The sequence below is a fragment of the Micromonospora sp. CPCC 205546 genome, from assembly GCF_036902715.1.
GTDB lineage: Bacteria > Actinomycetota > Actinomycetes > Mycobacteriales > Micromonosporaceae > Micromonospora.
In genome coordinates this window covers 16123-39525 of record NZ_JBAKHL010000019.1, presented here as the reverse complement: position 1 = coordinate 39525, position 23403 = coordinate 16123, and the positions used below count along the sequence as shown (strand labels likewise).

General features: G+C 73.1%; 19 protein-coding genes. 10 read left to right on the top strand and 9 right to left on the bottom strand.

Features of this window, described 5'->3' with window-relative positions:
• Window positions 1-4: 4 nt before the first annotated feature.
• The 4 genes from V6U77_RS12115 to V6U77_RS12100 form a co-directional block, all read right to left on the bottom strand.
• Entirely contained in the window at window positions 5-1303 is a 1299-nt protein-coding gene (locus V6U77_RS12115; protein ID WP_334606377.1) for a lysine N(6)-hydroxylase/L-ornithine N(5)-oxygenase family protein, read from the bottom strand.
• Between the two features lie 28 nt (window positions 1304-1331).
• Window positions 1332-2888, bottom strand: a complete 1557-nt coding sequence (locus V6U77_RS12110; RefSeq protein WP_334606376.1) for a pyridoxal phosphate-dependent decarboxylase family protein — start codon at window positions 2886-2888, stop codon at window positions 1332-1334.
• A gap of 143 nt (window positions 2889-3031) precedes the next feature.
• The gene (locus tag V6U77_RS12105; protein WP_334606375.1) at window positions 3032-4273 is read right to left on the bottom strand and encodes an MFS transporter; all 1242 of its coding nucleotides are present in this window, start codon (window positions 4271-4273) and stop codon (window positions 3032-3034) included.
• The gene (locus tag V6U77_RS12100) at window positions 4270-4980 is read right to left on the bottom strand and encodes a siderophore-interacting protein (protein ID WP_334606374.1); all 711 of its coding nucleotides are present in this window, start codon (window positions 4978-4980) and stop codon (window positions 4270-4272) included. Before V6U77_RS12100 ends, V6U77_RS12105 begins: the two co-directional genes overlap by 4 nt.
• Window positions 4981-5078: 98 nt before the next feature.
• Here V6U77_RS12100 and V6U77_RS12095 point away from each other — a divergent pair, with 98 nt between their 5' ends.
• The 3 genes from V6U77_RS12095 (at window position 5079) to V6U77_RS12085 (ending at window position 9083) form a co-directional block, all read left to right on the top strand.
• On the top strand, window positions 5079-7148 hold the full coding sequence (locus tag V6U77_RS12095) for a penicillin acylase family protein (RefSeq protein WP_334606373.1): 2070 nt from the start codon (window positions 5079-5081) through the stop codon (window positions 7146-7148).
• Window positions 7145-7705 (top strand): GNAT family N-acetyltransferase, encoded by a 561-nt coding sequence (locus tag V6U77_RS12090; protein ID WP_334606372.1) that lies wholly within the window; start codon window positions 7145-7147, stop codon window positions 7703-7705. The genes V6U77_RS12095 and V6U77_RS12090 overlap by 4 nt, the downstream gene beginning before the upstream one ends.
• A 334-nt stretch (window positions 7706-8039) precedes the next feature.
• On the top strand, window positions 8040-9083 hold the full coding sequence (locus V6U77_RS12085) for a hypothetical protein (protein ID WP_334606371.1): 1044 nt from the start codon (window positions 8040-8042) through the stop codon (window positions 9081-9083).
• 192 nt (window positions 9084-9275) lie between these two features.
• Here V6U77_RS12085 and V6U77_RS12080 read toward each other — a convergent pair whose 3' ends face one another.
• Complete coding sequence (locus V6U77_RS12080) at window positions 9276-10733, bottom strand: cellulase family glycosylhydrolase (protein WP_334606370.1); 1458 nt, start codon at window positions 10731-10733, stop codon at window positions 9276-9278.
• A 288-nt stretch (window positions 10734-11021) separates the two neighbouring features.
• Entirely contained in the window at window positions 11022-12257 is a 1236-nt protein-coding gene (locus tag V6U77_RS12075) for a S8 family peptidase (RefSeq protein WP_334606369.1), read from the bottom strand.
• Between the two features lie 270 nt (window positions 12258-12527).
• Between V6U77_RS12075 and V6U77_RS12070 the strand changes: the two genes are divergently transcribed.
• Complete coding sequence (locus V6U77_RS12070) at window positions 12528-13628, top strand: cellulose binding domain-containing protein (protein WP_334606368.1); 1101 nt, start codon at window positions 12528-12530, stop codon at window positions 13626-13628.
• 448 nt (window positions 13629-14076) lie between these two features.
• Window positions 14077-14943, top strand: a complete 867-nt coding sequence (locus V6U77_RS12065) for a hypothetical protein (RefSeq protein ID WP_334606367.1) — start codon at window positions 14077-14079, stop codon at window positions 14941-14943.
• Between the two features lie 76 nt (window positions 14944-15019).
• Here the strand turns inward: V6U77_RS12065 and V6U77_RS12060 are convergent, their stop codons facing one another.
• Both V6U77_RS12060 and V6U77_RS12055 read right to left on the bottom strand, forming a co-directional pair.
• Window positions 15020-16660: an MDR family MFS transporter gene (locus V6U77_RS12060; RefSeq protein WP_334606366.1), complete on the bottom strand. Its 1641-nt coding sequence runs from the start codon at window positions 16658-16660 to the stop codon at window positions 15020-15022.
• Window positions 16657-17124, bottom strand: coding sequence for a MarR family winged helix-turn-helix transcriptional regulator (locus tag V6U77_RS12055; RefSeq protein WP_334606365.1), 468 nt, complete (start codon window positions 17122-17124; stop codon window positions 16657-16659). The genes V6U77_RS12060 and V6U77_RS12055 overlap by 4 nt, the downstream gene beginning before the upstream one ends.
• Window positions 17125-17234: 110 nt before the next feature.
• Here V6U77_RS12055 and V6U77_RS12050 point away from each other — a divergent pair, with 110 nt between their 5' ends.
• The 5 genes from V6U77_RS12050 to V6U77_RS12030 all read left to right on the top strand — a co-directional run bounded on the left by V6U77_RS12050 (window position 17235) and on the right by V6U77_RS12030 (window position 21947).
• The gene (locus V6U77_RS12050) at window positions 17235-17852 is read left to right on the top strand and encodes a TetR/AcrR family transcriptional regulator (protein ID WP_334606364.1); all 618 of its coding nucleotides are present in this window, start codon (window positions 17235-17237) and stop codon (window positions 17850-17852) included.
• 111 nt (window positions 17853-17963) lie between these two features.
• On the top strand, window positions 17964-18932 hold the full coding sequence (locus V6U77_RS12045) for a GlxA family transcriptional regulator (RefSeq protein WP_334606363.1): 969 nt from the start codon (window positions 17964-17966) through the stop codon (window positions 18930-18932).
• A gap of 7 nt (window positions 18933-18939) precedes the next feature.
• On the top strand, window positions 18940-19704 hold the full coding sequence (locus tag V6U77_RS12040; RefSeq protein ID WP_334606362.1) for an HD domain-containing protein: 765 nt from the start codon (window positions 18940-18942) through the stop codon (window positions 19702-19704).
• A gap of 100 nt (window positions 19705-19804) precedes the next feature.
• Window positions 19805-20632 carry an SGNH/GDSL hydrolase family protein gene (locus V6U77_RS12035; RefSeq protein WP_334606361.1) on the top strand — a complete coding sequence of 276 codons (828 nt, stop codon included), beginning with the start codon at window positions 19805-19807 and terminating at the stop codon, window positions 20630-20632.
• Between the two features lie 73 nt (window positions 20633-20705).
• Complete coding sequence (locus V6U77_RS12030) at window positions 20706-21947, top strand: MalY/PatB family protein (protein ID WP_334606360.1); 1242 nt, start codon at window positions 20706-20708, stop codon at window positions 21945-21947.
• Window positions 21948-22006: 59 nt separating this feature from the next.
• Here V6U77_RS12030 and V6U77_RS12025 read toward each other — a convergent pair whose 3' ends face one another.
• Window positions 22007-23161 carry a hypothetical protein gene (locus tag V6U77_RS12025; protein ID WP_334606359.1) on the bottom strand — a complete coding sequence of 385 codons (1155 nt, stop codon included), beginning with the start codon at window positions 23159-23161 and terminating at the stop codon, window positions 22007-22009.
• Window positions 23162-23403: the final 242 nt, after the last annotated feature.

The following is a 23403-nucleotide window of genomic DNA, read 5'->3' as shown; positions in this document are numbered from 1 at the left end:
TCGGTCACGACGCGGCCCCGGCCGGCACGCCGAACTCCTGGAAGGCGATGCCCTTCTCGATCGGGTAGTGCTCGCGGCCCAGCAACTCCCGGATGATCCACGAGTTGCGGTACGGGCCCATGCCCAGGTCGGGCGAGGTGACGCTGTGCGTGTGGGTGCCGGCGTTCTGCAGGAAGATGCCCCGGCCGGTGTGGTCGATGCTGTAGTTGCGGGCCACGTCGAAGCGCCCGTGCGCGTCCCAGCGGATCCGGTCGCGCACCGGCGCCAGGAACTCCGGGACGCGGTAGTGGTAGCCGGTGGCCAGCACCAGCCCCTCGGTGTCGAGGGTGAAGTCGCGCTCCTGCTCGACGTGGCGCAGGCCCAGCGTGTACGTCCCGCTGGACTCGTCGAAGGCGGCGGTGCTCAGCGCGGTGTTGGTCAGCAGCCGGGTGCGGACCGGCCCGGGGATGCTCTTGGCGTAGAGCAGGTCGTAGATATCGTTGATCAGGTCGGAGTTGATGCCCTTGAACAGCCCCTTCTGCTCGGACTCCAGCCGGTAGCGGGTGGGCTCCGGCAGGGCGTGGAAGTAGTCCACGTAGTCCGGCGAGGTCATCTCGAGGGTGAGCTTGGTGTACTCGAGGGGGAAGAACCGGGGCGAGCGGGTCACCCAGTTGAGCTGGTAGTCGTGCGAGTCGATGTCGGCGAGCAGGTCGTGGTAGATCTCGGCCGCGCTCTGCCCGCTGCCGATCACGGTGATGCTCCGCTTCGCCCGCAGCGCCGTCCGGTGCTCCAGGTACCGCGAGTTGTGGATCGCGTCGCCGCCGAGCCCCGCGCAGGCGTCCGGCACGAACGGCGGGGTGCCGGTGCCGAGCACCAGGTGCCGGGCCCGGTAGGTGACCGACTCCCCCGTGGCCGTGACCGTGGCCCGCACGGTGTAGTGCTCGTCGGCCGGGTCGAACCCGACGGCGGTGACGTGCTGGCCGAACCGGACGCTGCGCAGCTTGCCGGCGGCCCAGCGGCAGTAGTCGTCGTACTCGCTGCGCAGGGGGAAGAAGCTCTCCCGGATGTAGAACGGGTACAGCCGGCCGGATTCCTTGAGATAGCTCAGGAAGGAGTACGGCGAGGTCGGGTCGGCGAGCGTGACCAGGTCGGCGATGAAGGGCGTCTGGAGCCGGGTCGACTCCAGCAGCATCCCGGGATGCCAGCTGAAGCTGTCGCGCGCCTCCAGGAAGATTCCGTCGAGCTCGTCGATCGGCTCGGTCAGGCAGGCCAGGCCCAGGTTGTACGGGCCCAGCCCGACGGCGATGAAGTCGTGCGTCGACATGCGGTTCTCCAGAGCGGGGGGCGGATCGTCAGCCGACGGGGCAGGACAGCTCGGCGGTGACCCTGGTCTGCGCGTACCAGCCGGCGTGTTCGGCGATGAGGTCGAGGACGTGGGCGATGTCGTCCAGCGTGGTCTCGGGGTTGAGCAGGGTGAACTTGAGATAGTGCGCGCCGTCGACCTTGGTTCCGGCGACGAGGCCGGCGCCGGAGGCCGCCAGCGCCTCGCGGGCGTAGAGGTTGGCGTCGTCGACGACCTCCCGGCCGGCGGCGGTCGGCAGGTAGCGGAAGACCACGGTGCTCAGCTGCGACCGGGTCACCACCTCGAAGCGCGGATCCTCGGTGAGCATCTGCCAGGCGGCGGCGGCGCGGTCGACCACCTCGTCGAAGAGCGCGCCGATCGCGTCCGGTCCCATGATCCGCAGGGTCAGCCACAGCTTGAGGGCGTCGAAGCGGCGGGTGGTCTGGATGCTCTTGTCGACCTGGTTGGGGATGCGCTGCTCGACCATGCGCGCCGGGTTGAGGTAGTCGGCGTGCCAGGTGGCGTGGCGCAGGACGCGCCGGTCGCGCACCAGCAGCGCGCTGGAGCTGACCGGCTGGAAGAACGACTTGTGGTAGTCGACGGTGACCGAGTCGGCCCGTTCGATGCCGTCGAGCAGGTGCCGGCGGGTCGGCGACACCAGCAGTCCGCAGCCGTACGCGGCGTCGACGTGCAGCCAGACGCCGGCGGCGGCGCAGATGTCGGCGATCTGCGGCAGCGGGTCGATGGTGCCGAAGTCGGTGGTGCCGCCGGTGGCGACGACGGCCATCACCACCAGCCCCTCCTCCCGGCACCGGGCGATCTCCCGGGCCAGGTCGGCCGTGCGCATCCGCCGGTCGGCGTCGGTGGGCACGGTGACGACGGCGTCGGCGCCGAGGCCGAGCAGCTTGGCCGCCTTCTGCACGCTGAAGTGGCCGGCCGTCGAGGTGAGGATGCGCAGTCGGGACAGCAGCTCCGGGCGGGACTGCCGCTCGGTCGCCCGGCCGACGAGCTTGGCGCAGGTCTCCTCGCGGGCGAGCAGCATCGCCTGGAGGTTGGACTGGGTCCCGCCGCTGGTGAAGATGCCGTCGGCCGCCGGTCCGAGGCCGATCCGGTCGGCGGTCCAGTCGATGAGCCGGCGTTCGATGAGGGTGCCGCCGGCGCTCTGGTCCCAGGTGTCCAGCGAGGAGTTGACGGCGCTGAGCACCGCCTCCCCGAGCAGCGCGGGGATCACCACCGGGCAGTTGAGGTGCGCCAGGTAGCGGGGGTGGTGGAAGTAGACGGCGTCGCGCAGGTAGACGTCGTGCAGTTCGTCGAGCGCGGCCCCGCTGTCGCCCAGCGGCCGGTCCAGGTCGATGCCGGCGATCCGCGGCGCCAGCTCGTCCGGCGTCACGCCGGTGAACGGGCGGTCCACCTCGGCCATCCGGGTCGCGACCCGGCCGATCCCCTCGGCCAGCACGCGCCGGTAGTCCTGCACCGTGCCGGCGGTGAAGAGATGGGCGCGGGCGCCGTCGGAGGCGGGGATCACCCCGGTCGAAGGCACCTGGACGGCGGGTCCGGGCAGGCTCATGCGGGTCCTCAACGGTCGGGAGTGGACGGTGGGGCGGGGACGTCGGGACGTGACCATCCGCCCGCAGTCCGTGATCGAGCTAGATTAGGTTACCCTAACCTAATCGGGTGTCAACATCGGTGCTCCGATGTGGGCGGTGTCGCTCAGCCGGGCAGCTTCGCCAACTCGCGCCCGCCCGACGCCACCTCGGGCGGCCGCCGGAACCGCCGCTGGTGCGCGAGGCCCAGCGCCACGCCGAGCGCCACCAGGACGACGGAGGCCACCGCCACCGCCGGATAGCCGAACACGTCGGCCGCGGCCAGCGCGATCGAGGCCGCCACGAACGAGCAGACCAGCCCGAACGACGACAGCACCGTGAAGTCCGTGCCGCCCGTGCCGGGCCGCGAGTAGTCCATGTTGACCGTGTAGAGCACCACGTTGGCGATCGTGTAGGCGGCCATGAAGCAGCAGAGCGCGGCGACCGTCGCGCCGAGCGGGGCCCGGCCGTTCATCAACGGCAGCAGCAGCACCGTGGAGAGCGCGAGCGCCACGCCCCCGGCGACGAGCACGCGCGCGCGGCCGAAGCGGCCGATCGCGGCGCCCGCGACCAGACCGGCCACGATGGCCGGCAGGCTGATCACCACGCCGGTGACCACGCCGATGCGCGCCAGCGACCAGCCCGCGTCCACCAGGGCCGGCGTCACGAGGGCGTACGTCGCGCCGGCGCCGATGTAGACCAGCGGCACCACGCCGAAGGTCCACCAGCGGCAGCCGGGCTGGCCGAGCACCGACAGCAGCGCCCGGTACGCCTGCCCGGCGCTGGCGACGCGGTCGGTGCGCTCCGGTTCCCGGAACCGCCACACCACCAGCAGGCCGACGGCGGTCAGGGCGGCGAGCAGCAGGATCGCCGGCTCCCAGCCGAACCGGTCGTAGACGACCACGCAGGCGCCGCCGCCGAGCAGGTTGCCGACGTAGCTCGCGGCGACCTGGATGCCGTTGCCGGTCCCCCGCGAGCGCTCGGCGAGCAGCCGTACGGCCACGGCGTCGACGGCGATGTCCTGCGTCGCGGAGAGGAACACGTACGCGACGCAGATCGCGACGACCGGGCCGAGCTGCCCGGCGGGGCTGTCGAACGGCAGCAGGGCCAGCAGGGCCAGCACCAGGCCGGCCTGGAGCACCAGCAGCCAGGACCGGTAGTGGCCCCGGCGCCGGGAGCCGTACCGGTCGATGACGGGCGCCCAGAGGAACTTGATCGGCCAGACCAGGCCGACGAACTGCAGCAGCGCCAGCGTGTCGAGGGAGGTGCCGCCGTCGCGCAGGATCGCGGTCAGCCCGACGGTGATGAAGCCGATGCCGAGATACTGCGTGACGTAGAGCGCGGTGAGCGTACCGAGCCGACCCCTCACCTGGCGCTCCAGTAGGCCAGCGAGGTGAGCTGGTGCTTGCCGACGCCCAGGGTCCGCCGGACGTGCTTGGTGATGCCGCGCGTGCTGGCCGCCTCGCAGGCCACCCAGTAGTGGGCGTCCTCGGCGGCGGGCAGGGCCGCGCAGACGGTCTCGACCAGGTGCCGCCCGTCGTCGCGGCGCGGCACCCAGTTGACGTCGTGCGTGGCCGCGGCGCGCGGCGCCAGCTCCTTCTCGCCCTCGTGGGCGTACTCCAGCCACACCGTCGCCGGGGTGTCGGGGGCCGCGGCGAGCAGGCTGTTGACCGCCGGGAGCGAGGCGGCGTCGCCGACCAGGTAGAGGTGCCGCGGGGCGGGGTCCGGCAGGCTGAACTCGGTGCCCTGCACGGTCGCGTCGATGGTGTCGCCGACCTGCGCGGCGGCGGCCCAGCGGGCGGCGCACCCGTCGTGGATGGCGAACTCCAGGTCGAACCGGCCGGTCGCCGGGTCCGGGTCGACGAGCGTGTACGCGCGCTGGTGCGGCTTGCCGTCGTTGTCGAACCACAGCCGCACCCACATGGTGGGGTGCACGCCGCACGCCTCCAGCAGCCCGCCGCCGTCCATGCGCAGTCGACGGTAGTGCTCGCCGACGGCCTCGGTGCCGAGCACGGTCAGCCGGAATTCGCGGCCACCCATCGCCTTGAGCACCAGGGCTTCCCAGTTTCGCTTCACGCACCCCTCCAGGTAAGGTCGGCCTCAGTTAGGGGAGGGTAGCCTAAGTTGACATTCCTGTGGCAGGTGGGACGGCCGCTCATCCGCGAGGCGCGACGATGACCGGCATCCATCGCGACCGGTGGGGGATCCCGCACCTGCGCGCCGGCAGCGTCGACGGGCTCGCCCGGTTGCAGGGGCGGGTCGCCGCCACCGACCGCGCCTGGCAGATCGAAGTGGAGCGGTGGCGCTCGGAGGGCCGGCTCGCCGAGCACGTCGGCCCGGCCGAGCTGGGCTGGGACTCCTTCGCCCGCCGGGCGCGCCTCGACGACACCGCCCGGCGTTGCTTCGAGCGGCTCGCTCCCGCCACCCGGCGGTGGGTCACCGCCTATGTGGACGGGGTCAACGAGGGGCTCGCCGAGGGCGCCGCCGCGACACCCGAGTTCGCGACGCTCGGCTGCGCCCCGGGCAGGTGGCGGCCGTGGTCTCCGCTGGGCGTCTTCCTCGTCCAGCACGTGCTCTTCTCCACCTTCCCCAACAAGCTGTGGCACGCCCACGTCGCCGCCACCCTCGGCCCGGCCGCGACCGACCTGTTCGCCACCGAGGGCCCCGGCGGGTCGGGCAGCAACGCCTGGGCGGTGCCCGGCGACCCCGGCACCGGGCGGGCCCCGGTCATCGCCGGTGACCCGCACCGCATCCTCGAACTGCCCGGCATCTACCAGCAGGTGCGCCTCGCCTGCCCCGAGTTCGACGTGGTCGGCTTCGCCTTCCCCGGGGTCCCCGGCCTGCCCCACTTCGGACACGCCGGCGACGTCGCCTGGGCCGTCACCAACGCGATGGCCGACTACCAGGACCTCTACCGCGAGCAGCTGCGCCGCGACGGCGACCGGGTCCTGGTCCGCGAGGCGGACGGCTGGGCACCGGCGCACCGGCACGTCGAGCGGATCGAGGTCCGCGGCGGCGAGCCGGAGTCCGTCGAGGTGATCGAGACGCCGCGCGGGCCGGTCGTCGACCACGACCGGGGCACCGGCGAGGCGATCAGCCTGCGCACCCCGAGCCGGGTCGAGCAGCGCCTGGGCTTCGAGGCGCTGCTGCCGCTGCTGCGCGCCCGCAGTGCCGACGACGTCGCCGACGCGCTGCGCGACTGGGTCGAGCCGGTCAACAGCGTGCTGGTCGCCGACCGGCACGGGGCGGTGCACCAGCTCGTCGCCGGCCTCGTCCCGCTGCGCGACGACCGGTGCCGCCGGGAGCCGGTGCCCGGCGACGATCCACGCTACGGCTGGGACGGCCGCTACGCCGGGCCGCGCCGCACCGCCGTCGACGGCTTCGCGGTCTGCGCCAACGACCGCCGCCCCGACGTGACGGACCTCGGCACCGGCTTCGCCCCGCCGGACCGGGCCCGCCGCATCCGCGCCCTGCTCGCCCACGGCGTCCCGGCGCAGGCCGTACACGTGGACACCCGGCTGGAGGCCGCGACGCTGCGGGGCGTGCTGGCCCGGGTCGACCCCGGCGGGCTCAGCGCGCCGGCGCGGCGTCTGCGGGACCGGCTGACCGCGTGGGACGGGCACATGCGGGCCGACAGCGCCGACGCCGGCGCCTGGGCGGCCTGGCGCGCGGCCCTGGCCCGCCGGCTGTACGAGCACCCGTGCCTGCGCCCGCTGCGCGACGCCCCGAGCGCGTTCGACGGCCTCTTCGCGCCGTGGACCGACCCGCTGTCGCGCATCGGCCACGCCCTGGACTCGGTGGCCGCCGGGCTGCACCGCCTCGGCGGCGAGATCGGCCCCGTGGCGGTCGGGGCGCTCGAGGACGTGGCGGCGGGCGACCCGCCGGGGCCGTGGGGCCGGCGGCACGTGCTGCACCCCGTCCACCTCGGCGTGGCGGCGGCCGTCGACGAGGCGGTACGCGGCATGCGCGAGCGGGTCGCGCTGGGCGGCGACGCCGACTGCGTGCTGGCCACGTCGAGCGTGCCCGGCGTGTCCGACGCGTGCTGGCGGGGCCCGGTGGCCCGCTACGTGTGGGACCTGACCGACCGCGCGCAGAGCCGCTGGATCGTCCCCTTCGGCGCGTCCGGGCGCCCCGGCGACCCGCACTTCACCGATCAACTGCCACTCTGGGCCGCCGGCGAGCTGGTTCCGGTGGTCACCGACTGGCGAGAACTGACCCGAGAACCAGGAGACGCGACACCGTGACATACAAGGAGAGCATCCCCGGATTCGGCGAGCTGTCGCTCGTCGCGCTGAACCCGGAGACCCACGCGGAGCTCGTGCACAGCTGGGTGACCGAGCCCCGGGCGGCGTTCTGGGGCATGGGTTCGCACTCGGTCGACGAGGTGCGGGAGATCTACGAGTTCGTCGACGGCCTCGACACCCACCACGCGTACCTGATCATGCTCGACGGCGCGCCGATCGGGCTGTTCCAGACCTACCAGCCGGAGGCGGACCCGGTCGGCGAGCGTTACACCGTGCGACCCGGCGACGTCGGGATGCACCTGCTGCTCGCCCCCGGCAGGCGCCCGCCGAAGGGCCTCACCACCGCCATCGGCCCCGCCCTCGCCCGCTTCCTGTTCGCCGACCCAACCCGGCTGCGGATCGTCGTCGAGCCCGACGTGCGCAACGAGCGCGCGCTGGAGCGGCTGCGGCGGGAGGGCTTCACCTTCGCCGACGAGATCGACATGCCCGACAAGCGGGCCCAGCTGGCGTTCCTGACCCGGGACCGGTTCGAGTCGGACCACGCCGTACCCGCCTGAGAGTGCGCTGCGACCGGCCGGCTGCGCCGGTCCGCAGCGAGCTTGACGAAGTCCTCGCTGACGCGGCGCTCCGTGACGCCGTAGACCGCCCGTTCGGCGCCCAGGAAGAAGTCGTCGGACTTGAGCTACTCCGCTGAGGGGGCCTGCGAACCGGAGGCCGATCAGCCGGCGGCCCCCGCACCAGGCCGGTGCGGGGCCCGCCGTGCACTAGCGGATCGAGCGGTGCAGGCGTTCCAGCGTGAATTCTCAGTTCGATGTCGAGCGCTCGGTCATCGAGACCGTCACCGAAGACACGGGGCCGCCGGTCGGGGGACGGCCGGCTAGGGTGCGGGCCATGCGCGTACGTCCTGCCGGACTCCTCCTCGCTGCGGTCGCTGCGGTGCTCTGGGCGCTCGGGATGACCGTCCTGCAACCGCTGACAGAGCAGGTGGGGCCGTGGCCCGAGGCGCTGCGCGGCAACAACGCCTACTGGGCCCGCGACCTGCGCTTCGTCGCGATCGTCGGGGCGGTGGCGGGGCTCGTGCTGGCCGGTGGCGGCAACCGCCGGTGGAGCGTTCCGGCGGTGCTGCTGGGCGGCGCGTGGATGGCCGTCGACGTGGCCGTGGACCGGGTCGACCCCACCGGCGCGGGTTTCACCGTTCTGCTCGCCGTCGCCGGCTGCGCGGCCGTCGCCGGTGCCGCCGCCCTCGCCGTACGCCGGCATCGCGGTGGCCGCGATCGGCGGGCGCTGGTCGCCACCGCCTGCGTCACCGGAGTGTCGGTGCTGATCGCCGCGGGCATCGAGTCACCAACCGACCGGGAGCCGGAACTGAACCGGGCAGCTGTCGTCACGAGCCTGCTGCTGCTCGCCCTGACCCTCGGTTGCGCGCTGGCGGCGGCCCCGAGGTGGCACCCGGCCCGGCAGCGGCTGGCGGTCGGGATCGGCGCGGCGGCCGCCGCCGCCGTCCTGCTGGTGCGGGCGGTGCCGCCCGGCTCGCGGATCCTGCCCGGAGTGCTGCTCGGCGCGGTGCTGCTGACCGGGGTCACCCTGGTGGCCTGGGACTGGCCGGGCGGGCGGCCGGTCTGGCGGTGGCACGCCCTCGCCGCCCTGGCGGCACTGCTCGGCCCGTACGCGATGCTGCTGATCGTGGTCATCGGCACCCTGCCGCTCAACCCGGGCGCGCCGCTGACGGCGCTGGCCGGCAACACCGCCATCAACAGCGCCGATTCCGACGTGCTCAACTCGCTGTCCGGGGTGCTCGCCGGCCTCGGGATGGCGTTGCTGCTGGCCTTCCCGCCCGCCCTCGGCTACCGCCCGGCCGGCCCGGAGCGCCCCGACGGACCGGACGAGCCGGAGGGACCGGACGGGCTGCGCCGGGACAGCGCCGACCGGCGGTAGCCGTAGCCGACGTAGATCAGCGCTCCCCCTCATTCCTGCGGTGGGCCGGCTACGGCCGGGCCCGCCGGGAGGTCGCCACCGCCTTAAGCCTGGTGATCGCCGCGTGCGGGTTGGTGCGGGCGCTGGCGGCCGTCGTGCGGGACGGGCACGGCGAGGCCCCGCCGGGTGCGGCGGGGCCTCGCGGGAACGGGATCAGGCGGTGGGGAAGTTGTCCGGCGTACGGATCCGGTCCCGCATCAGGGCGCCCGACTGGGTGAGCACGTTCGGGCCGGTGTAGGTGCTGCCGGCGCAGGTGCCCGGCCGCAGGGCGGCGCTGCCCTCGGCCTTGTCCGAGTAGGTCCAGTTCGCGTAGCTGATCTTCAGCCGGTCCAGCAGGTCGAGCCAGGCGTTGCTGCTGGCGACGTCGACCCCGCCGTCACCGGTGTAGTCCACCGTGCCGAACTCGGTGACGAACAGCGGCAGCCGCGCGGCGGCGCGCTCCACCTCGGCCCGGTAGTTGTCCTTGTGGGACGCGGCGTAGAAGTGGAACGTGTACATGACGTTGGCCGCGTTCACCGGGTTGGCGATGACCTCGTTGGCGTTCGAGCCGTCGGAGACGCCCAGCGAGGACCAGCCGCGGGTGCCGACCACGACCACCGCGTCCGGGTCGTTGGCCCGGATGACCGGGATGACCTGCTCGGCGTAGCTCTTGATGGTCGCCCAGCTGACACCGTTGGGCTCGTTGGCGATCTCGTAGATGACGTTCTTCTTGGCGGCGTTGCGCGCGGAGACGGCCGCGAAGAAGGTCTTCGCCCGGTCGAGGTTGTACGTCGGGTCGCCCGGGGTCAGGGTGTGGAAGTCGATCAGCGCGTACATGCCGCGCTGCTCGGCCTCGTCGACCAGGGCGTTGACCCGGTTGGTGAACCCGGGCGGGTCGGTCTCGTAGCCGTCCTCCTGGACGTACATGGCGATCCGCAGCAGGTCGGCGCGCCAGTCGTCGGCCAGCGCGTCCAGTGAGGCGTCGTTGTAGCAGCGGGCGAACCACTGGATCCCGTGGGTGCTCATGCCGCGCAGCTGGATCGCCCGGCCGTACTGGTTGCACAGGTTGACCCCGCACACCCGCAGCTGGCCGTTGATCGCCACCGGCGTCTGACCGCCCGGCGGCGGCGTCGTGGGCGGCGGGGTGGTCGGTGGCGGGGTGGTGGGCGGCGGGGTGGTGGGGGCCGGCGGGGTGGTCGGCGTGCTCGCGCCGGTGCAGGCGGTCCCGTTGAGGGTGAACGTGGTCGGCGCGGGGTTGGCGCCGCTCCAGGTGCCGTTGAACCCGATGCTGGTCGACGCGCCGGTCGCCAGGGCGCCGTTCCAGCTCACGCTGCGCGCCGCGACGGCGGCGCCGCTCTGGCTCCAGGTCGCCGACCAGCCCTGGCCGACCCGCTGGCCGGCGTCGGGGAAGGCGAAGCCGAGCGTCCATCCGTCGACCGCGTCGCCCAGGTTCTTGAGGGTGATGGTGGCGGTGAAGCCGCCGGACCAGCTGCTGGTGGCGTAGGTGACGGCGCAACCGGTGGCGGCCTGGGCGTCGGCGGCCGGCACGGCGGCCGAGGCGGCGACGGTCAGCGCGCCGACCGCGCCGGCCATGAGCATCGTGTGCCGGGACGGGCGCGGTGTGAGCTTCATGCGGGGTGCCTTCGCTTCCGATCGGTGGTGGGGTGCGGCAGCACGGGGGCGGCGGGACGCCACGTCCGCCCGGACGGGTGCGGCAGCTCGTACGCCGGCGGCCCGGAACCGGGCCGTCCGGTCGGGAGGCTCGCGGGACAACCCTGCCCACGAGGCCCGGGAGCGCTCCCATCACGGCAGCCTAGGCGCGCCTCCCCGGTCCCCGCAACATGGACGCACGTCGACGTGGCGCACGCGCGCCGGCCCCGGGGCGTCCACGCCCCGGGGCCGGTGTGCCGACGGTGTCGGTCAGAAGGTGGGAGCCAGGTAGAGCAGGCGGTTCGGGGAACCGGTGCCCGGGTTGGTGATCACGTTCGTGGTGGCCTGGCTGACGATGTACGAGTGCACCTGGGCGGGCGTCCAGCTCGGGTTGACGCTGAGCACCCGGGCCGCCGCGCCGGCGACGTGCGGCGAGGCCATCGAGGTGCCGCTGATGGTGTTGGTGGCGGTGTTGCTGTTGTACCAGGCCGACAGGACGCCCACGCCCGGGGCGAAGATGTCGGTGCAGGTGCCCCAGTTGGAGAACGAGGCCCGCGCGTCGTTGCTCTGCGAGGCGTTGACGGTCAGCGCCGTGGGCACGGACGCCGGCGAGAAGTTGCAGGCGTTGGCGTTCGAGTTGCCGGAGGCCACCGCGTAGGTGATGCCGTCGGCGATCGAGTTCGCCACCGCGGTGTTCAGGGACGCGTTGGTGGAGCCGCCGAGGCTCATGTTCGCCACCGCCGGCTGACCGGCCTGGTGGTTCGAGGTCACCCAGTTGATGCCGGCGATGACCTGCGCCCAGCTGCCGCTGCCCTGGCAGTTCAGCACCCGCACACCCACCAGCCGGACGTTCTTCGCCACGCCGTAGGTGTTGCCACCGACGGTGCCCGCGACGTGGGTGCCGTGGCCGTTGCAGTCGGCGGCCGGCAGCGCGTTGTCGATCGCGTCGTAGCCGTCGACGGCCTGGCCGGCGAAGTCGTTGTGGGTGGTCCGGATGCCGGTGTCGATGATGTACGCCGTCACGCCGGTGCCGCTGCTGTTGTAGGTGTAGGTGCGGCTGAGCGGGAGGGGCCGCTGGTCGATGCGGTCCAGGCCCCACGGCGGGTTGTTCTGGGTGGCCGCCAGCGACACGGTGTGGTTCTGCTCGACGTAGTCGACGGCGGGGTGCGCGGCGAGGCGCTTGGCGGCGCGCTCGGACAGCTTCACCTCGAAGCCGTTGAGCGCGTCGCCGTAGACGTGACCGACGCTGCCACCGAAGCGGGCGGCGAGCGAGCCGGCGGTGCTCTTCACCGCGCCCTGCCGGGTGCCGGCGCGGCCGCCGACGCTGGTGTCCTTGAGTACCACGATGTAGCTGTCGGCCACGGCGGTCGCGCCACCGGCGCTGAGGATCTCGCCGGTGGCCGAGGCCGCCGCCGGCGCGCCGATCATGGTGGTGACCATGGCGGCGCTGGCGAACACGCTGGCCGCAGCGGCGAGGGTACGCCGATGAGTGCGAGGGAGTGTCATCTCCCGGTCCTCCTACTGTGGTGGCCCCCGGGCGGCTGGTGGCGCACCCGGCAGGCGGTCTGGACAATGACCAAACCTTAGCGGTCGCATTCATGATCGTAAATTTTGTTGATGTTCACGATGTGAGGACGATGTTGGGAAAAAGATTCGTGAATGCCTTGCGTGAAACGGGATTCCATTGAGGTGTGTCGACACAGCTGGTTGACTGTCCGTGGGAGCACCGGGCCGTCACACCCCCACACCTCGACCTGTGACAGGAGTTCCTCCACCATGCTCCGAAGGCCCCTGCTCCACGCCCTCGTCGCCGCGCTGGCGGCCGTCCCCCTCGCCCTCGCCGCCGGGCTCACCGCCCCCTCCCCCGCCCTGCCGTCGCCCGCCGCGCCGGTGCGGGTGATGCCGCTCGGCGACTCGATCACCGGCTCGCCCGGCTGCTGGCGCTCCGTGCTCTGGAACCGCCTCCAGTCCACCGGCCACACCGACGTCGACTTCGTCGGCACGCTCGGCCCCCAGGGCTGCGGCCAGCCCCACGACGGCGACAACGAGGGGCACGGCGGCTACCTGGTGACCGACGTGGCCAACCAGGACCTGCTGCCGGGCTGGCTCGCCGCTACCCGGCCCGACATCGTCCTCATGCACTTCGGCACCAACGACGTGTGGAGCGCCGTCGCGCCCGCCACCATCCTCGCGGCGTACGGCCGGCTGGTGGCGCAGATGCGGGCCAGCAACCCGGCGACGAAGGCCCTCGTCGCGAAGATCATCCCGATGGCGCCGCCCACCTGCCCGGAGTGCGGCCAGCGGGTGGTGGCCCTCAACGAGGCGATCGACGGCTGGGCGGCGACGATCACCACCCCGGGCTCGCCGGTGGTGGTGGTCGACCAGTGGACCGGGTTCAGCACGGCCACCGACACCTACGACGGCGTGCACCCGAACGCCTCCGGCGACCGGAAGATGGCCGACCGGTGGTATCCGGCGCTGACCGAGGCGCTGGACGGCGTCGCGCCGACGCCCACCGCCAGCCCGACACCCACCGCCAGCCCGACCCCCACGCCGACACCCACCGGTCCGGCCGCCGGATGCACCGCGAGCTACCGGGTGGTGGGTCGGTGGCAGGGCGGCTTCCAGGGCGAGGTGACGGTGGGCAACTCCGGTGCCGCACCGCTCGCCGGATGGACCGTCCGCTTCACGTTCACGGACGGCCAGCGGATCAGTCAGTCCTGGAACGCCCGGTTGACGCAGAGCGGGCCCGAGGTCACCGCCGGCAACGTCGACTGGAACGGCACCCTCGCCCCCGGCGCGCAGGCCACGTTCGGCTTCCTCGCCAGCAGCTCCGCGGGCACCACCGCCGGGCCGGTGAGCTGCACGGTCACCTGATCCGGCCATCCCACCCGCCGGACCGAAGCGGTCGGCCCGGGCGCCCGCGGCGTCCGGGCCGATCGCACCGGGCGCGCCTCGGCGGCGCCCCGCGGGGCCCGGCCCGGCATCCGGCGGCCCTGATAGCCGAATGTCGGCTACATCTCGGCAGAAAATTAAGTGAAATGCGTCACACTGCCGAACCCGGCGCCCCCGCCGGTCCACACCCGGGGCAATACAACGGAATTCCCTTCCGGCGGCCCGGATCCGCGTCGCCGCGCAGCCCCGGACGATCGGGCATCTCGACACGTACTGAGCCGTAACTCGCACGCAGAGTCACACCTGGCGCCGCCGGTGGTGAACCGCGCCTCCCCTCGGGTTCAGCGCCCATCGTCGCGGTTTGCGGCGCTCACTACCCTGATCCTTGATCCCGTGCCTGGGCACACGTCGACAGCGATAAGGGCTTCACATGAGCGACAGTTACCCTCCGTACGGAGGGCAGCAGCCTGACCCGAACGTCACCCCCTGGAGCGGGCCCCCGGCTCCGCAGCAGGGCGGGTACCCGGGGTACGGGCAGCCAGCGCAGGCGCCGCAGTTCGGCGCTCCCTTCCCGCCGCCGAAGAAGTCGAACAAGGGCCTGATCATCGGGCTGGTCGCCGGCGCGGTGGTCCTCGTCCTCGCCATCTGCGGCGCCGGCATCGGCCTCGTCCTCGTCAACGGCGACGACGACGAACCCACCACGGTCGCGAGCTCCGGCCCCACCCCCGACGGCGGCACCAGCAGCACTCCGGGCACGGACGCCTCCCCCACCCCGGGGCAGCAGGAGACGCAGGAGCCCAGCAACAACGCCGTGACCGCCCGCTACTCCAGCGACCTGTCCAACGTCTGCGAGGGCGGCCAGATCCTGAACGCGGCCCCCTACAGCGGCCCGTCCGGCGCCAAGGCGTACACGTTCTCGAACAACCCCGACCGGCCGACCTTCTGGTCGTCGAAGTCGGTCTCCTCGGACAAGCCGTACTACGCCAAGAGCGCCGACTTCGAGACGGTGTCGGTGGTCGGCTGCCTGAAGTTCGTCGAGGGCAGCGAGGGCGCGCCGAAGAAGTGCCAGTACAAGGACAGCGCGGGCAAGCAGGTCATCATCGACTACATCTCGTCGCGCTACACGCTGACCTTCTACGCCGCGAAGACCGGCGAGAAGATCGGCGACGGCGGCACCGTCACCGCCCCGGCGGCGCGCTGCCCGAGCTTCATCTCGTACAACAAGAGCACCATGAAGTCGTACGCGGCGCCGGACTCCGGCAGCATCGAGGCCGCCCTGGACAAGTTCCTGTCCTGAACGACGACACCGTCGACGGTGGGGAGGGACGGGAAACCGTCCCTCCCCACGTCGTTTCCCCGCAGGGCGACCCGCGTCAGCGGCGCGCCGGCGCCTCCCGCACGGCGGCGTCCACGCTCACCTGGTCGATCGCGGGAGCGCCGTCGACCGCGTCGGCGGCCACCGCCGCCGACCGGGCGGGGTCGGGCAGGTCCAGGCTGCTGCGCAGGGCGACCGGCTTCAGCAGGACCGCGGCGATGACGCCGACCACGGCGATCGCGGCGGAGATGAGGAAGATGTGGCCGGTGGCGTCCCCGTACGCGGCGCGGACGATCTGCTGGACCGCCGCGGGCATGGCGTCGAGGTTGAGGCTGCCGGCTCCCGCGTCGCCGGAGGTGGGGACGCCGGCGGCGGCCAGGTCGGCGGTGATCTGGTCGCTGACCCGCCGGGCGAGGACCGCGCCGAGCACCGAGACGCCGATCGTGCCGCCGAGCGAGCGGAAGAACGCGACGGTCGAGCTGGCCGCCCCGATGTCGCGCAGTGAGACGGTGTTCTGCACGGCGAGGACGAGGTTCTGCATCGTCATGCCGACGCCCACGCCGACGGCGAACATGGCCGCGCCGACCAGCACCAGCGAGGTCGCGTGGTCGATGGTGCCGAGCATGGCGAACCCGACGACGAGCACGACCGCCCCGAAGACGATGTACGGCTTGATCTTCCCGGTCCTGGTGATCAGCCGGCCGGCGACGATCGACGAGATGAGGACGCCGGCCATCATCGGGATGGTGAGCAGCCCGGCCTCGGTGGGGCTGTAGCCGCGCCCGATCTGGAAGTACTGACCGAGGAACACGGCGCCGCCGAACATCGCCATGCCGACCGCCAGGCTGCCCAGGATGGCCAGGGCGGTGGTGCGCTGGCGGACGAGGTCGAGCGGGACGACCGGCTCGTCGACCCGGGACTCCACCCGGACGGCCAGGGCGAGCAGCACGACCGCTGCGCCCACCATGACCGCGGTCTGCCAGGAGGCCCAGGCGAACGAGCCGTCGACGAAGGAGATCCAGATGAGCAGCACGCTGACGCCGGCGGCGATCAGGGCGGCCCCCAGGTAGTCGATCTTCACGTTCTCGCGACGGACCGTCGGCAGGCGCAGGGTGAACTGCAGCAGGACCAGCGCGACGGCGGCGACGGGGACCCCGACGAAGAAGCACCAGCGCCAACCGAGCCAGGACGTGTCGACGATGAGCCCGCCCAGCAGCGGGCCGCCGACCGTCGCCACCGCCATGACACCGCCGAGGTAGCCGTTGTACCGGCCGCGCTCCCGGGGCGGGATCATCGCCGCGATGGCGACCTGGACGAGGGCCTGGAGGCCGCCGACGCCGATGCCCTGGAACGCGCGGGCGGCGATCAGCTGGCCGGCGGTCTGGGCGAAGCCGGCGATCACCGAGCCCACCAGGAAGACGACGATGGCGACCTGCACCAGGAGCTTCTTGTTGAACAGGTCGGCGAGCTTGCCCCAGATCGGGGTGGTCGCGGTCGCCGTGAGCAGGGTGGCGGTGACCACCCAGGTGTACTGGGTCTGCGACCCGTCCAACGCGCCGATGATGTTCGGCAGCGCCGTCGAGACGACGGTGCCGCTGAGCATCGCGACGAACAGCACCAGCAGCAGGCCGCTGAGGGCTTCCAGCGTCTGCCGGTGTGTCATCGGCGCGTCGCCGGCCGTGGTGGTGGGTGCGCTCATCGCGCGGCCTCCTGGGTTTCGTGGTGTCCGAGGGCGGTCTCGATGTCGCGGGTGAACCGGCCGATCGCGGTGGCGAACGCCGCCACCTCCGCCGGGGTCCAGTCGGCGAGCGCGGTGTCGAGGATCCGGCCGTACCAGTCGTAGGTGTCGCTCAGGGCGGCCTTCCCGGCCGCAGTGACGGTCAGCAGGCTGGCCCGCTTGTCGGCGGGATCGGCGCGCCGCTCGACCAGGCCGTGGCCGACGAGCGTGGCGACGGAGCGGCTGACGGTCGACGGGTCGAGCCCGCTGCGGGCCGCCAGCTCCCGGGCGTGGCAGTCGGCGGGAAGCTTCTCGATCTGCAGCAGGAGGCCGGCCAGGCCGATCGGCACGGCCGGCCGGACGTCGGCCCGGTGCCGCCTGATCAGCCGTACGCTGCGGACCAGCTCGGACAGCCTCGCACCGAGTTCGCGACCGTCAGTCTCCACGCCGCCCTCCCCTGCCGCAGATGGTTGCCGCACACAAGCATCTGCCGATCTTGCCCAACGCGCAAGTTTGCGCAGTGAGAACTGAATCACCGCCCCGTAGGCTGTCGCCCATGGAGGAGACCACCGGGCTGCGGGAACGCAAGAAGGCGGCCACCCGCCTCGCCCTGCACGAGGCGGCCCTGCGCCTCGCCATCGAGCACGGGCTCGACCGCGTCACGGTGGAGGCCGTCGCCGACGCCGCGAACGTCTCGCGCCGGACGTTCTCCAACTACTTCTCCAGCAAGGAGGAGGCGGTCTTCCACGGTGACGCCGTACGGCTGCGCCGGCTGCTGGAACTGGTCCGCCGCCAGCCGGCCGACGCGCCGCCGTGGGACGCGCTGAGCGCGGCCGCCGAGCGCCTCGCCGTCGAGGCGTACGGCAACGCCCCACCCTCCTGGCTGGTCCACCGCCGGCAGCTACGCGGCCACCCCGGCCTCGTCGCCCACCAAGTCGCGGCCTACACCGCCATCGAGCGCGAACTCGCCGACGACGTCGCCCACCGGTTGACCGGCCCCGACCGGGCACTGCGCTCCCGGGTCCTGGCGGCGACCGTCCTGGCCTGCCTGCGCGTCGCCATCCAGCACTGGATCGACCACCCCGACGGCCCGCTGCTGGACATCCTCCGCACCGCGCTCGCCGAGGCGGCCTCCGCCCGGTCCGTCGCCGCCGCGCCACCGCCGGCCGGCTGACGGCGAGACGTCCGGCCCGGCTCCGGTGAGCCGGCCCGGCGGGCGCCCGTGTCCGGATGTGCGGCCTGGCCGTCCTTGTGGCCCTCCACAGAGGATGGCCAGACTGCTCGTGTGGAGATCGCCCGGATCCGCGAGGTGGTCGTGGTGGTGCACGACGGCGTCGTGCTGCTCGACGTGGCGGGGCCCGTTCAGGTGTTGCACGGCAGCGGCGGCTACCGGGTCCGGCTGGCCTCGGTGGACGGCCGCCCGGTACGCACGGACGTGGGCGTGCCCCTCGACGTCGAGTTGGCCCTGCACCAGGTGCGGCACCGGTTCGACACGCTGCTGGTGCCCGGCCTCTCCCTCGCCACGGCGCAGCCTCCGCCGGCGCTCGTCGCCGAACTCCCCCGCGTCAGCGGGCTCGCCCGCCGGACGGCGGCCATCTGCACCGGCGCGTTCCTGCTCGCGGCGGCGCGCCTGCTCGACGGCCGCCGGGCCACCACGCACTGGGCGGCCTGCGCCGACCTCGCGTCGCGGTTTCCCGCGGTCCGCGTCCGGCCCGACGCCCTCTACGTGCGGGACGGGCCGCTGTTCACCTCGGCCGGCGTGACCGCGGGCATCGACCTGACGTTGACGCTGGTCGAGGACGACCACGGGCCGGAGCGCGCCCGCACCACCGCCAAGTACCTCGTGGTCTTCCTGCACCGTCCCGGCGGTCAGTCCCAGTTCACCGTCCGGGGCAGCACCACGGCCGCCCCCGGCAGCGCGCTGCGCCGGGTCCTGGACGCCGTCGCCGCCGACCCGGCCGCCCCGCACACGCTCGCCACGATGGCGGCGCACGCGTCGGTCAGCGAACGGCACCTCACCCGCCTGTTCCGCCGGACGGTCGGGACGACCCCCACCCGGTACGTCGAGCAGGTCCGGGTCGAAGCCGCGAAGACCCTGCTCGAAGCCACCCACGACGGGGTGGCTCGCATCGCCCGCGCCTGCGGCTTCGGATCGGACGACAGCATGCGCCGCGCGTTCCTGCGCGGCACCGGCATCACCCCGGCCGAGTACCGCCAACGCTTCCGCTCCACACACCCGACACCCGAAAGATGAGGTACCCGTGACGCCCTCCTTCTCGCGGCGAACCGCCCTCGGCACCGGCCTGGCCGCCGGCGCCGGCATGCTCACCGGGCTGGCGCCCGCCGCCCCGGCCGCCTCCCACACCGCGCCGGACGCCGACCTGGCCTTCCCGTCGACCTGGCTGGCCCGCGAGGCGGCCCGACTGATCGGCAAGGCGCAGGAGGCCTACCTGCGCAACCACAGCCTGCGTAGTTTCCTGTTCGCCCGCGAGGCCGCCGCACAGGCCGGTCGGCGGCCCGGCCGCGACTACGACGAGGAGGTCGTGTTCCTGATCTGCGCCCTGCACGACATGGGCCTGACCGCACGCGCCAACTCCGACCAGCGGTTCGAGATGGACGGCGCCGACTTCGCCGCCCGGTTCCTCGAGGAGCGGGGCGTCACCGACCGCCGGGTCGACACCGTGTGGGACGCGATCGCCATGCACACCACGCGCAGCTTCCGCGACTCACCCGTCTTTAAGCGTCGCCGACCGCCGGAGATCGGCATCGCCCAGACGGGAATCAGCATCGACCTCATGGGCAACAACAGCCCGGTGCCACCCGGGTACGCCGACCGCGTGCACCGCCGTCATCCCCGTCTCGGCGGCGCCCGGGCCGTCACCGACGCGATCGTGGCGCAGGCGCTGGCGAACCCCCGCAAGGCCCCGGCCGCCACCCTGCCCGGCGAGATCCTGCACCAGCGCCACCCCGAGCTGCCCTACCTGACCTGGGACATGCTCCTGGACGCCAACGCCTGGGGCGACTGACCCGCCGGGGACGGCGTTGAAGGAAATCTACGCGGCTACTTCCTTGGAACGCAGGGTTCTGCCAACCTGTAATCCATCTTCTTCGATGTTGGGAGCGCCCGTGTCGTTCTTCCGTCGAGCGGCGTCCGCCCGCGCCGCGACCACCCTGTTCCTGGTCTCCGCGCTCACCGTCGGCCTGGCCGCCGCACCAGCCCGGGCGGCCGCGGCGACCTACACCGCCCTTGGCGACTCGTACGCCTCGGGCACCGGCACCCGGGAGTACTACTCCGACAGCGGCTCGTGCCAACGTTCCCGGCACTCCTACCCCGTCCTGAGTGCCGCGCGGATCGGCGCCACCCTCACCTTCCCGGCCTGCGCCGGCGCGACGGTCTCCGGGGTGCTCAACGGACAGCTGGGCAGCCTGGACGCCTCGACGGACCACGTCACGGTGACCGCCGGCGGCAACGACATCGGCTGGTCCTCGGTGATCCTGCAGTGCGCACTGCCCTGGCCCACCACCTGCTGGTCGCACATCGACAACGCGGAGAACCTGATCCGCAACACCCTTCCGGGCCGGCTGGACCAGCTCTACTCCCGCATCCGCAGCCTCGCCCCGAACGCCCGGGTCGCGGTGATCGGCTACCCGAGGCTGTTCAACGGCGAGGAGTGCAACCTCATCGCGAGGATCTCCCCCGGTGAGCAGGCCGAGCTGAACGCCGCCGCCGACCTGCTCGCCACGACCATCCGCGCCCGGGCGGTCGCCCACGGCTTCACCTTCCTCGACGCCCGCGGCCCGTTCACCGGCCACGCCGTCTGCGACGACGCCGAATGGCTCAACGGCACGTCGAACCCCCTGGGCGAGTCGTACCACCCCAACCGGGCCGGTCACGTCGGGTACGCCGGCATGGTGCAGGCCGCCCTCCTCGGCGCCGCCGGCGGGAGGTCCTGACGGCCCGACCGGTGGGGCCGGAACCGCGCGACACACCGGGGCGTGGCGTCGGCGTACGTCCTATGGTGGCGGCATGGCCCGCCCCGACCCCTGCGCCGACGCCCCGGCGCCCCGCAACCCGCTCACCCAGCTCACGCTCGAGGAGCTCCGCCAGCGCACCAGCGTGAAGTGGCGCATGCACCCGCCGGACGTGCTTCCGCTCTGGGTCGCGGAGATGGACGTGCCCCTCGCTCCCCCGGTGGCCGACGCGCTCCGCCGCGCCGTCGACCTCGGCGACACCGGTTACCCGCACGGAACGGCGTACGCCGAGGCGCTCGGCGACTTCGCCGCCCGGCGCTGGGGCTGGCACGACTTCCGCGTCGACCACACCACCGTCGTGCCCGACGTGATGATGGGCATCGTCGAGGTGCTCCGGCTCGTCACCGACCCCGGCGACGCGGTCGTGGTCTGCTCCCCCGTCTACCCGCCCTTCTACGCCTTCGTCACCCACGCCGACCGGCAGGTGATCGAGGCCCCGCTCGGACCCGACCGGCGCATGGACCCCGCCGCCCTCGACGAGGCCTTCGCTCAGGCGCGGGCCCGCGGTCGCCGGCCGGCGTTCCTGCTGTGCAACCCGCACAATCCCACCGGCGTCGTGCACCGGCGCGACGAACTGGGCACCGTCGCCGAACTGGCCGACCGACACGGCGTACGGGTGATCTCCGACGAGATCCACGCCCCTCTGGTCCTGCCGGGGGCGCACTTCACCCCGTACCTCACGGTGGCCGGCGCCGAGAACGCGTTCGCCCTGACCTCCGCCTCGAAGGCGTGGAACCTCGCCGGCCTCAAGGCGGCGCTCGCGGTCGCCGGCCCGCGGGCCGCCGCCGACCTGCGCCGCATGCCGGAGGAGGTCAGCCACGGGCCCAGCCATCTCGGGGTCGTCGCACACACCGCCGCGTTCCGCGCCGGTGGCCCGTGGCTCGACCTCCTCCTCGACGGTCTGGACGGCAACCGCACGCTGCTCGCGACGCTGCTCGCGCAGCACCTGCCGTCCGTCGCGCACCACCGTCCCGAGGGCACCTACCTCGCCTGGTTGGACTGCACCGGGCTGGGCGTCGCCACGCAGCGGCCGACCGACGCCGGCGTGGTCAGCGACGTCGCCGGGCCGGCGAGGATGTTCCTCGACCGGGCACGGGTCGCCCTCAGCTCCGGGCACGTCTTCGGCACCGGCGGGGAGGGCTTCGTCCGACTCAACTTCGCCACCTCGCCGGCGATCCTCACCGAGGCCGTCACCCGCATGGGCGAGGCCGTGAGGGCGTACCGGTCGGGAGGCTGAGCCGCGGTGCCCGCGCCCCCGGTGACCTGCCCGCAGCGCCTTCGGCGCGGTGTTGACGTTCAGTCGCCGTCGCGGCCGCCGCAGGGGTCGGCGTCCGCCGGCTGCTCGGAGAGCCGCTGGTAGCGCTGCACCGCGAGCAGGACCGCCAACTGACCGAGCGCGCTGACGGCGGCGGCGAACTGGTCGAGGTAGAACACCAGCAGGTTCACCACGCTCAGCGAGGTGACCAGACCGGCCCGGGCGATCTCGACGGCGCGGCGGGCCACGCCGCGCAGCAGCAGTCCGGCGGCCACGACGAGCGCCGTTCCCACGCAGGCGTCCAGCAGCGCCCGGACGAGCAGGAGCAGCACCTCGCGGCGGTCCTCGATGTCGACGCGGGCGAACTCGTTGGCGGTGGTGAGCACCCCACCGGTGGTTCCGTCCCGCAGGTCGAGAGCGACGGCGACGATCGTGGTGAGGTCGCTGAGGGCGGCGAAGCCCAGCAGCCCGAGTGCCACGACCAGCCCGACGCGCAGCCGACCCCGGGTCAACGACCGGGCGACCCACGCCCGCACGGCGACCGCCGTGCGGGCGATCCGCGCTGACCGGTGCTCGTACGGCGGCAGCACCCCGGGCCCGGTCAGCTCCAGCAGCGCCGCGGCCAGCGGTTGCAGCCGGTCGCCGTCCGGACTCGCGGCGGCGATGCCGAGGCGGCGGCGCAGCTGCGCCCGGTCCCGTTCGCCGAGTCTCGCGTCGACGGCCTCCCCGAGCAGTTCCAGCGCGGCGTGCAGTTGCGCACGGGTGCCCTCGACCCGCGTGCTCCGGGCGCGCACGTACAGCCACACGGCGATGAGGAAGGCCGCGTAGGCGATGGGCGCGGCCGCCGGGAAGAAGTAGTCGTTGTCGGCGGTGATGAACTTGCCGACCTCGTCGATGAAGAGTCCCGCACCGATCCCGGCCAGCAGCGCCGCCCAGAGCAGCGCGGCCCGGTTGACGACCAGCAGCGGGACGAGCGAGGCGACGAACAACGCCAGCCCGCCCCACAGGGCGTGCGATATGTGCAACGTACCGCCCCCGACCTGCGGATATCCGGTCAGCGCCAGGAACGCTCGGGTGCCGAGGACCGCGCCGCCGAAACCGATCAGCATCAGCAGCATGTAGCGATCGGCGTCCAGTCGCGCCACCAGGCGCCGGGACGACCGACGACGACGCTGCCGGTGGGACGGGAAGCTCATGTGGATAGCAAACACCTGACGGCCGGGCGCCGGTGGCGCCTCCGCCCCGATCCGTCACCGGCGGGCGGTGACGAACGTCAGCCACCGGTGTCGGCGGTCGGGTCGAGGTCGGCGACGACCGGCGCCCGGCACGCCGTCAGCCCCGGGAATGGCACTGACTATGATCGATCGGCCGACGGCTCCGGCGCCGCGCGGTCCACGAGGATCCGAGCGGGTCTACCGGGACCCGCGCATCGCCCGGG

Excerpts from the sequence above, each read along its gene's own strand:
- V6U77_RS12075 (WP_334606369.1), bottom strand. The coding sequence starts at position 12,257 with ATGACACTCCCTCGCACTCATCGGCGTACCCTCGCCGCTGCGGCCAGC.
- V6U77_RS12080 (WP_334606370.1), bottom strand. The coding sequence starts at position 10,733 with ATGAAGCTCACACCGCGCCCGTCCCGGCACACGATGCTCATGGCCGGC.
- V6U77_RS12060 (WP_334606366.1), bottom strand. The coding sequence starts at position 16,660 with ATGAGCGCACCCACCACCACGGCCGGCGACGCGCCGATGACACACCGG.
- V6U77_RS12025 (WP_334606359.1), bottom strand. The coding sequence starts at position 23,161 with ATGAGCTTCCCGTCCCACCGGCAGCGTCGTCGTCGGTCGTCCCGGCGC.
- V6U77_RS12070 (WP_334606368.1), top strand. The coding sequence starts at position 12,528 with ATGCTCCGAAGGCCCCTGCTCCACGCCCTCGTCGCCGCGCTGGCGGCC.
- V6U77_RS12030 (WP_334606360.1), top strand. The coding sequence starts at position 20,706 with ATGGCCCGCCCCGACCCCTGCGCCGACGCCCCGGCGCCCCGCAACCCG.
- V6U77_RS12050 (WP_334606364.1), top strand. The coding sequence starts at position 17,235 with ATGGAGGAGACCACCGGGCTGCGGGAACGCAAGAAGGCGGCCACCCGC.
- V6U77_RS12110 (WP_334606376.1), bottom strand. The coding sequence starts at position 2,888 with ATGAGCCTGCCCGGACCCGCCGTCCAGGTGCCTTCGACCGGGGTGATC.
- V6U77_RS12085 (WP_334606371.1), top strand. The coding sequence starts at position 8,040 with ATGCGCGTACGTCCTGCCGGACTCCTCCTCGCTGCGGTCGCTGCGGTG.
- V6U77_RS12065 (WP_334606367.1), top strand. The coding sequence starts at position 14,077 with ATGAGCGACAGTTACCCTCCGTACGGAGGGCAGCAGCCTGACCCGAAC.
- V6U77_RS12095 (WP_334606373.1), top strand. The coding sequence starts at position 5,079 with ATGACCGGCATCCATCGCGACCGGTGGGGGATCCCGCACCTGCGCGCC.
- V6U77_RS12115 (WP_334606377.1), bottom strand. The coding sequence starts at position 1,303 with ATGTCGACGCACGACTTCATCGCCGTCGGGCTGGGCCCGTACAACCTG.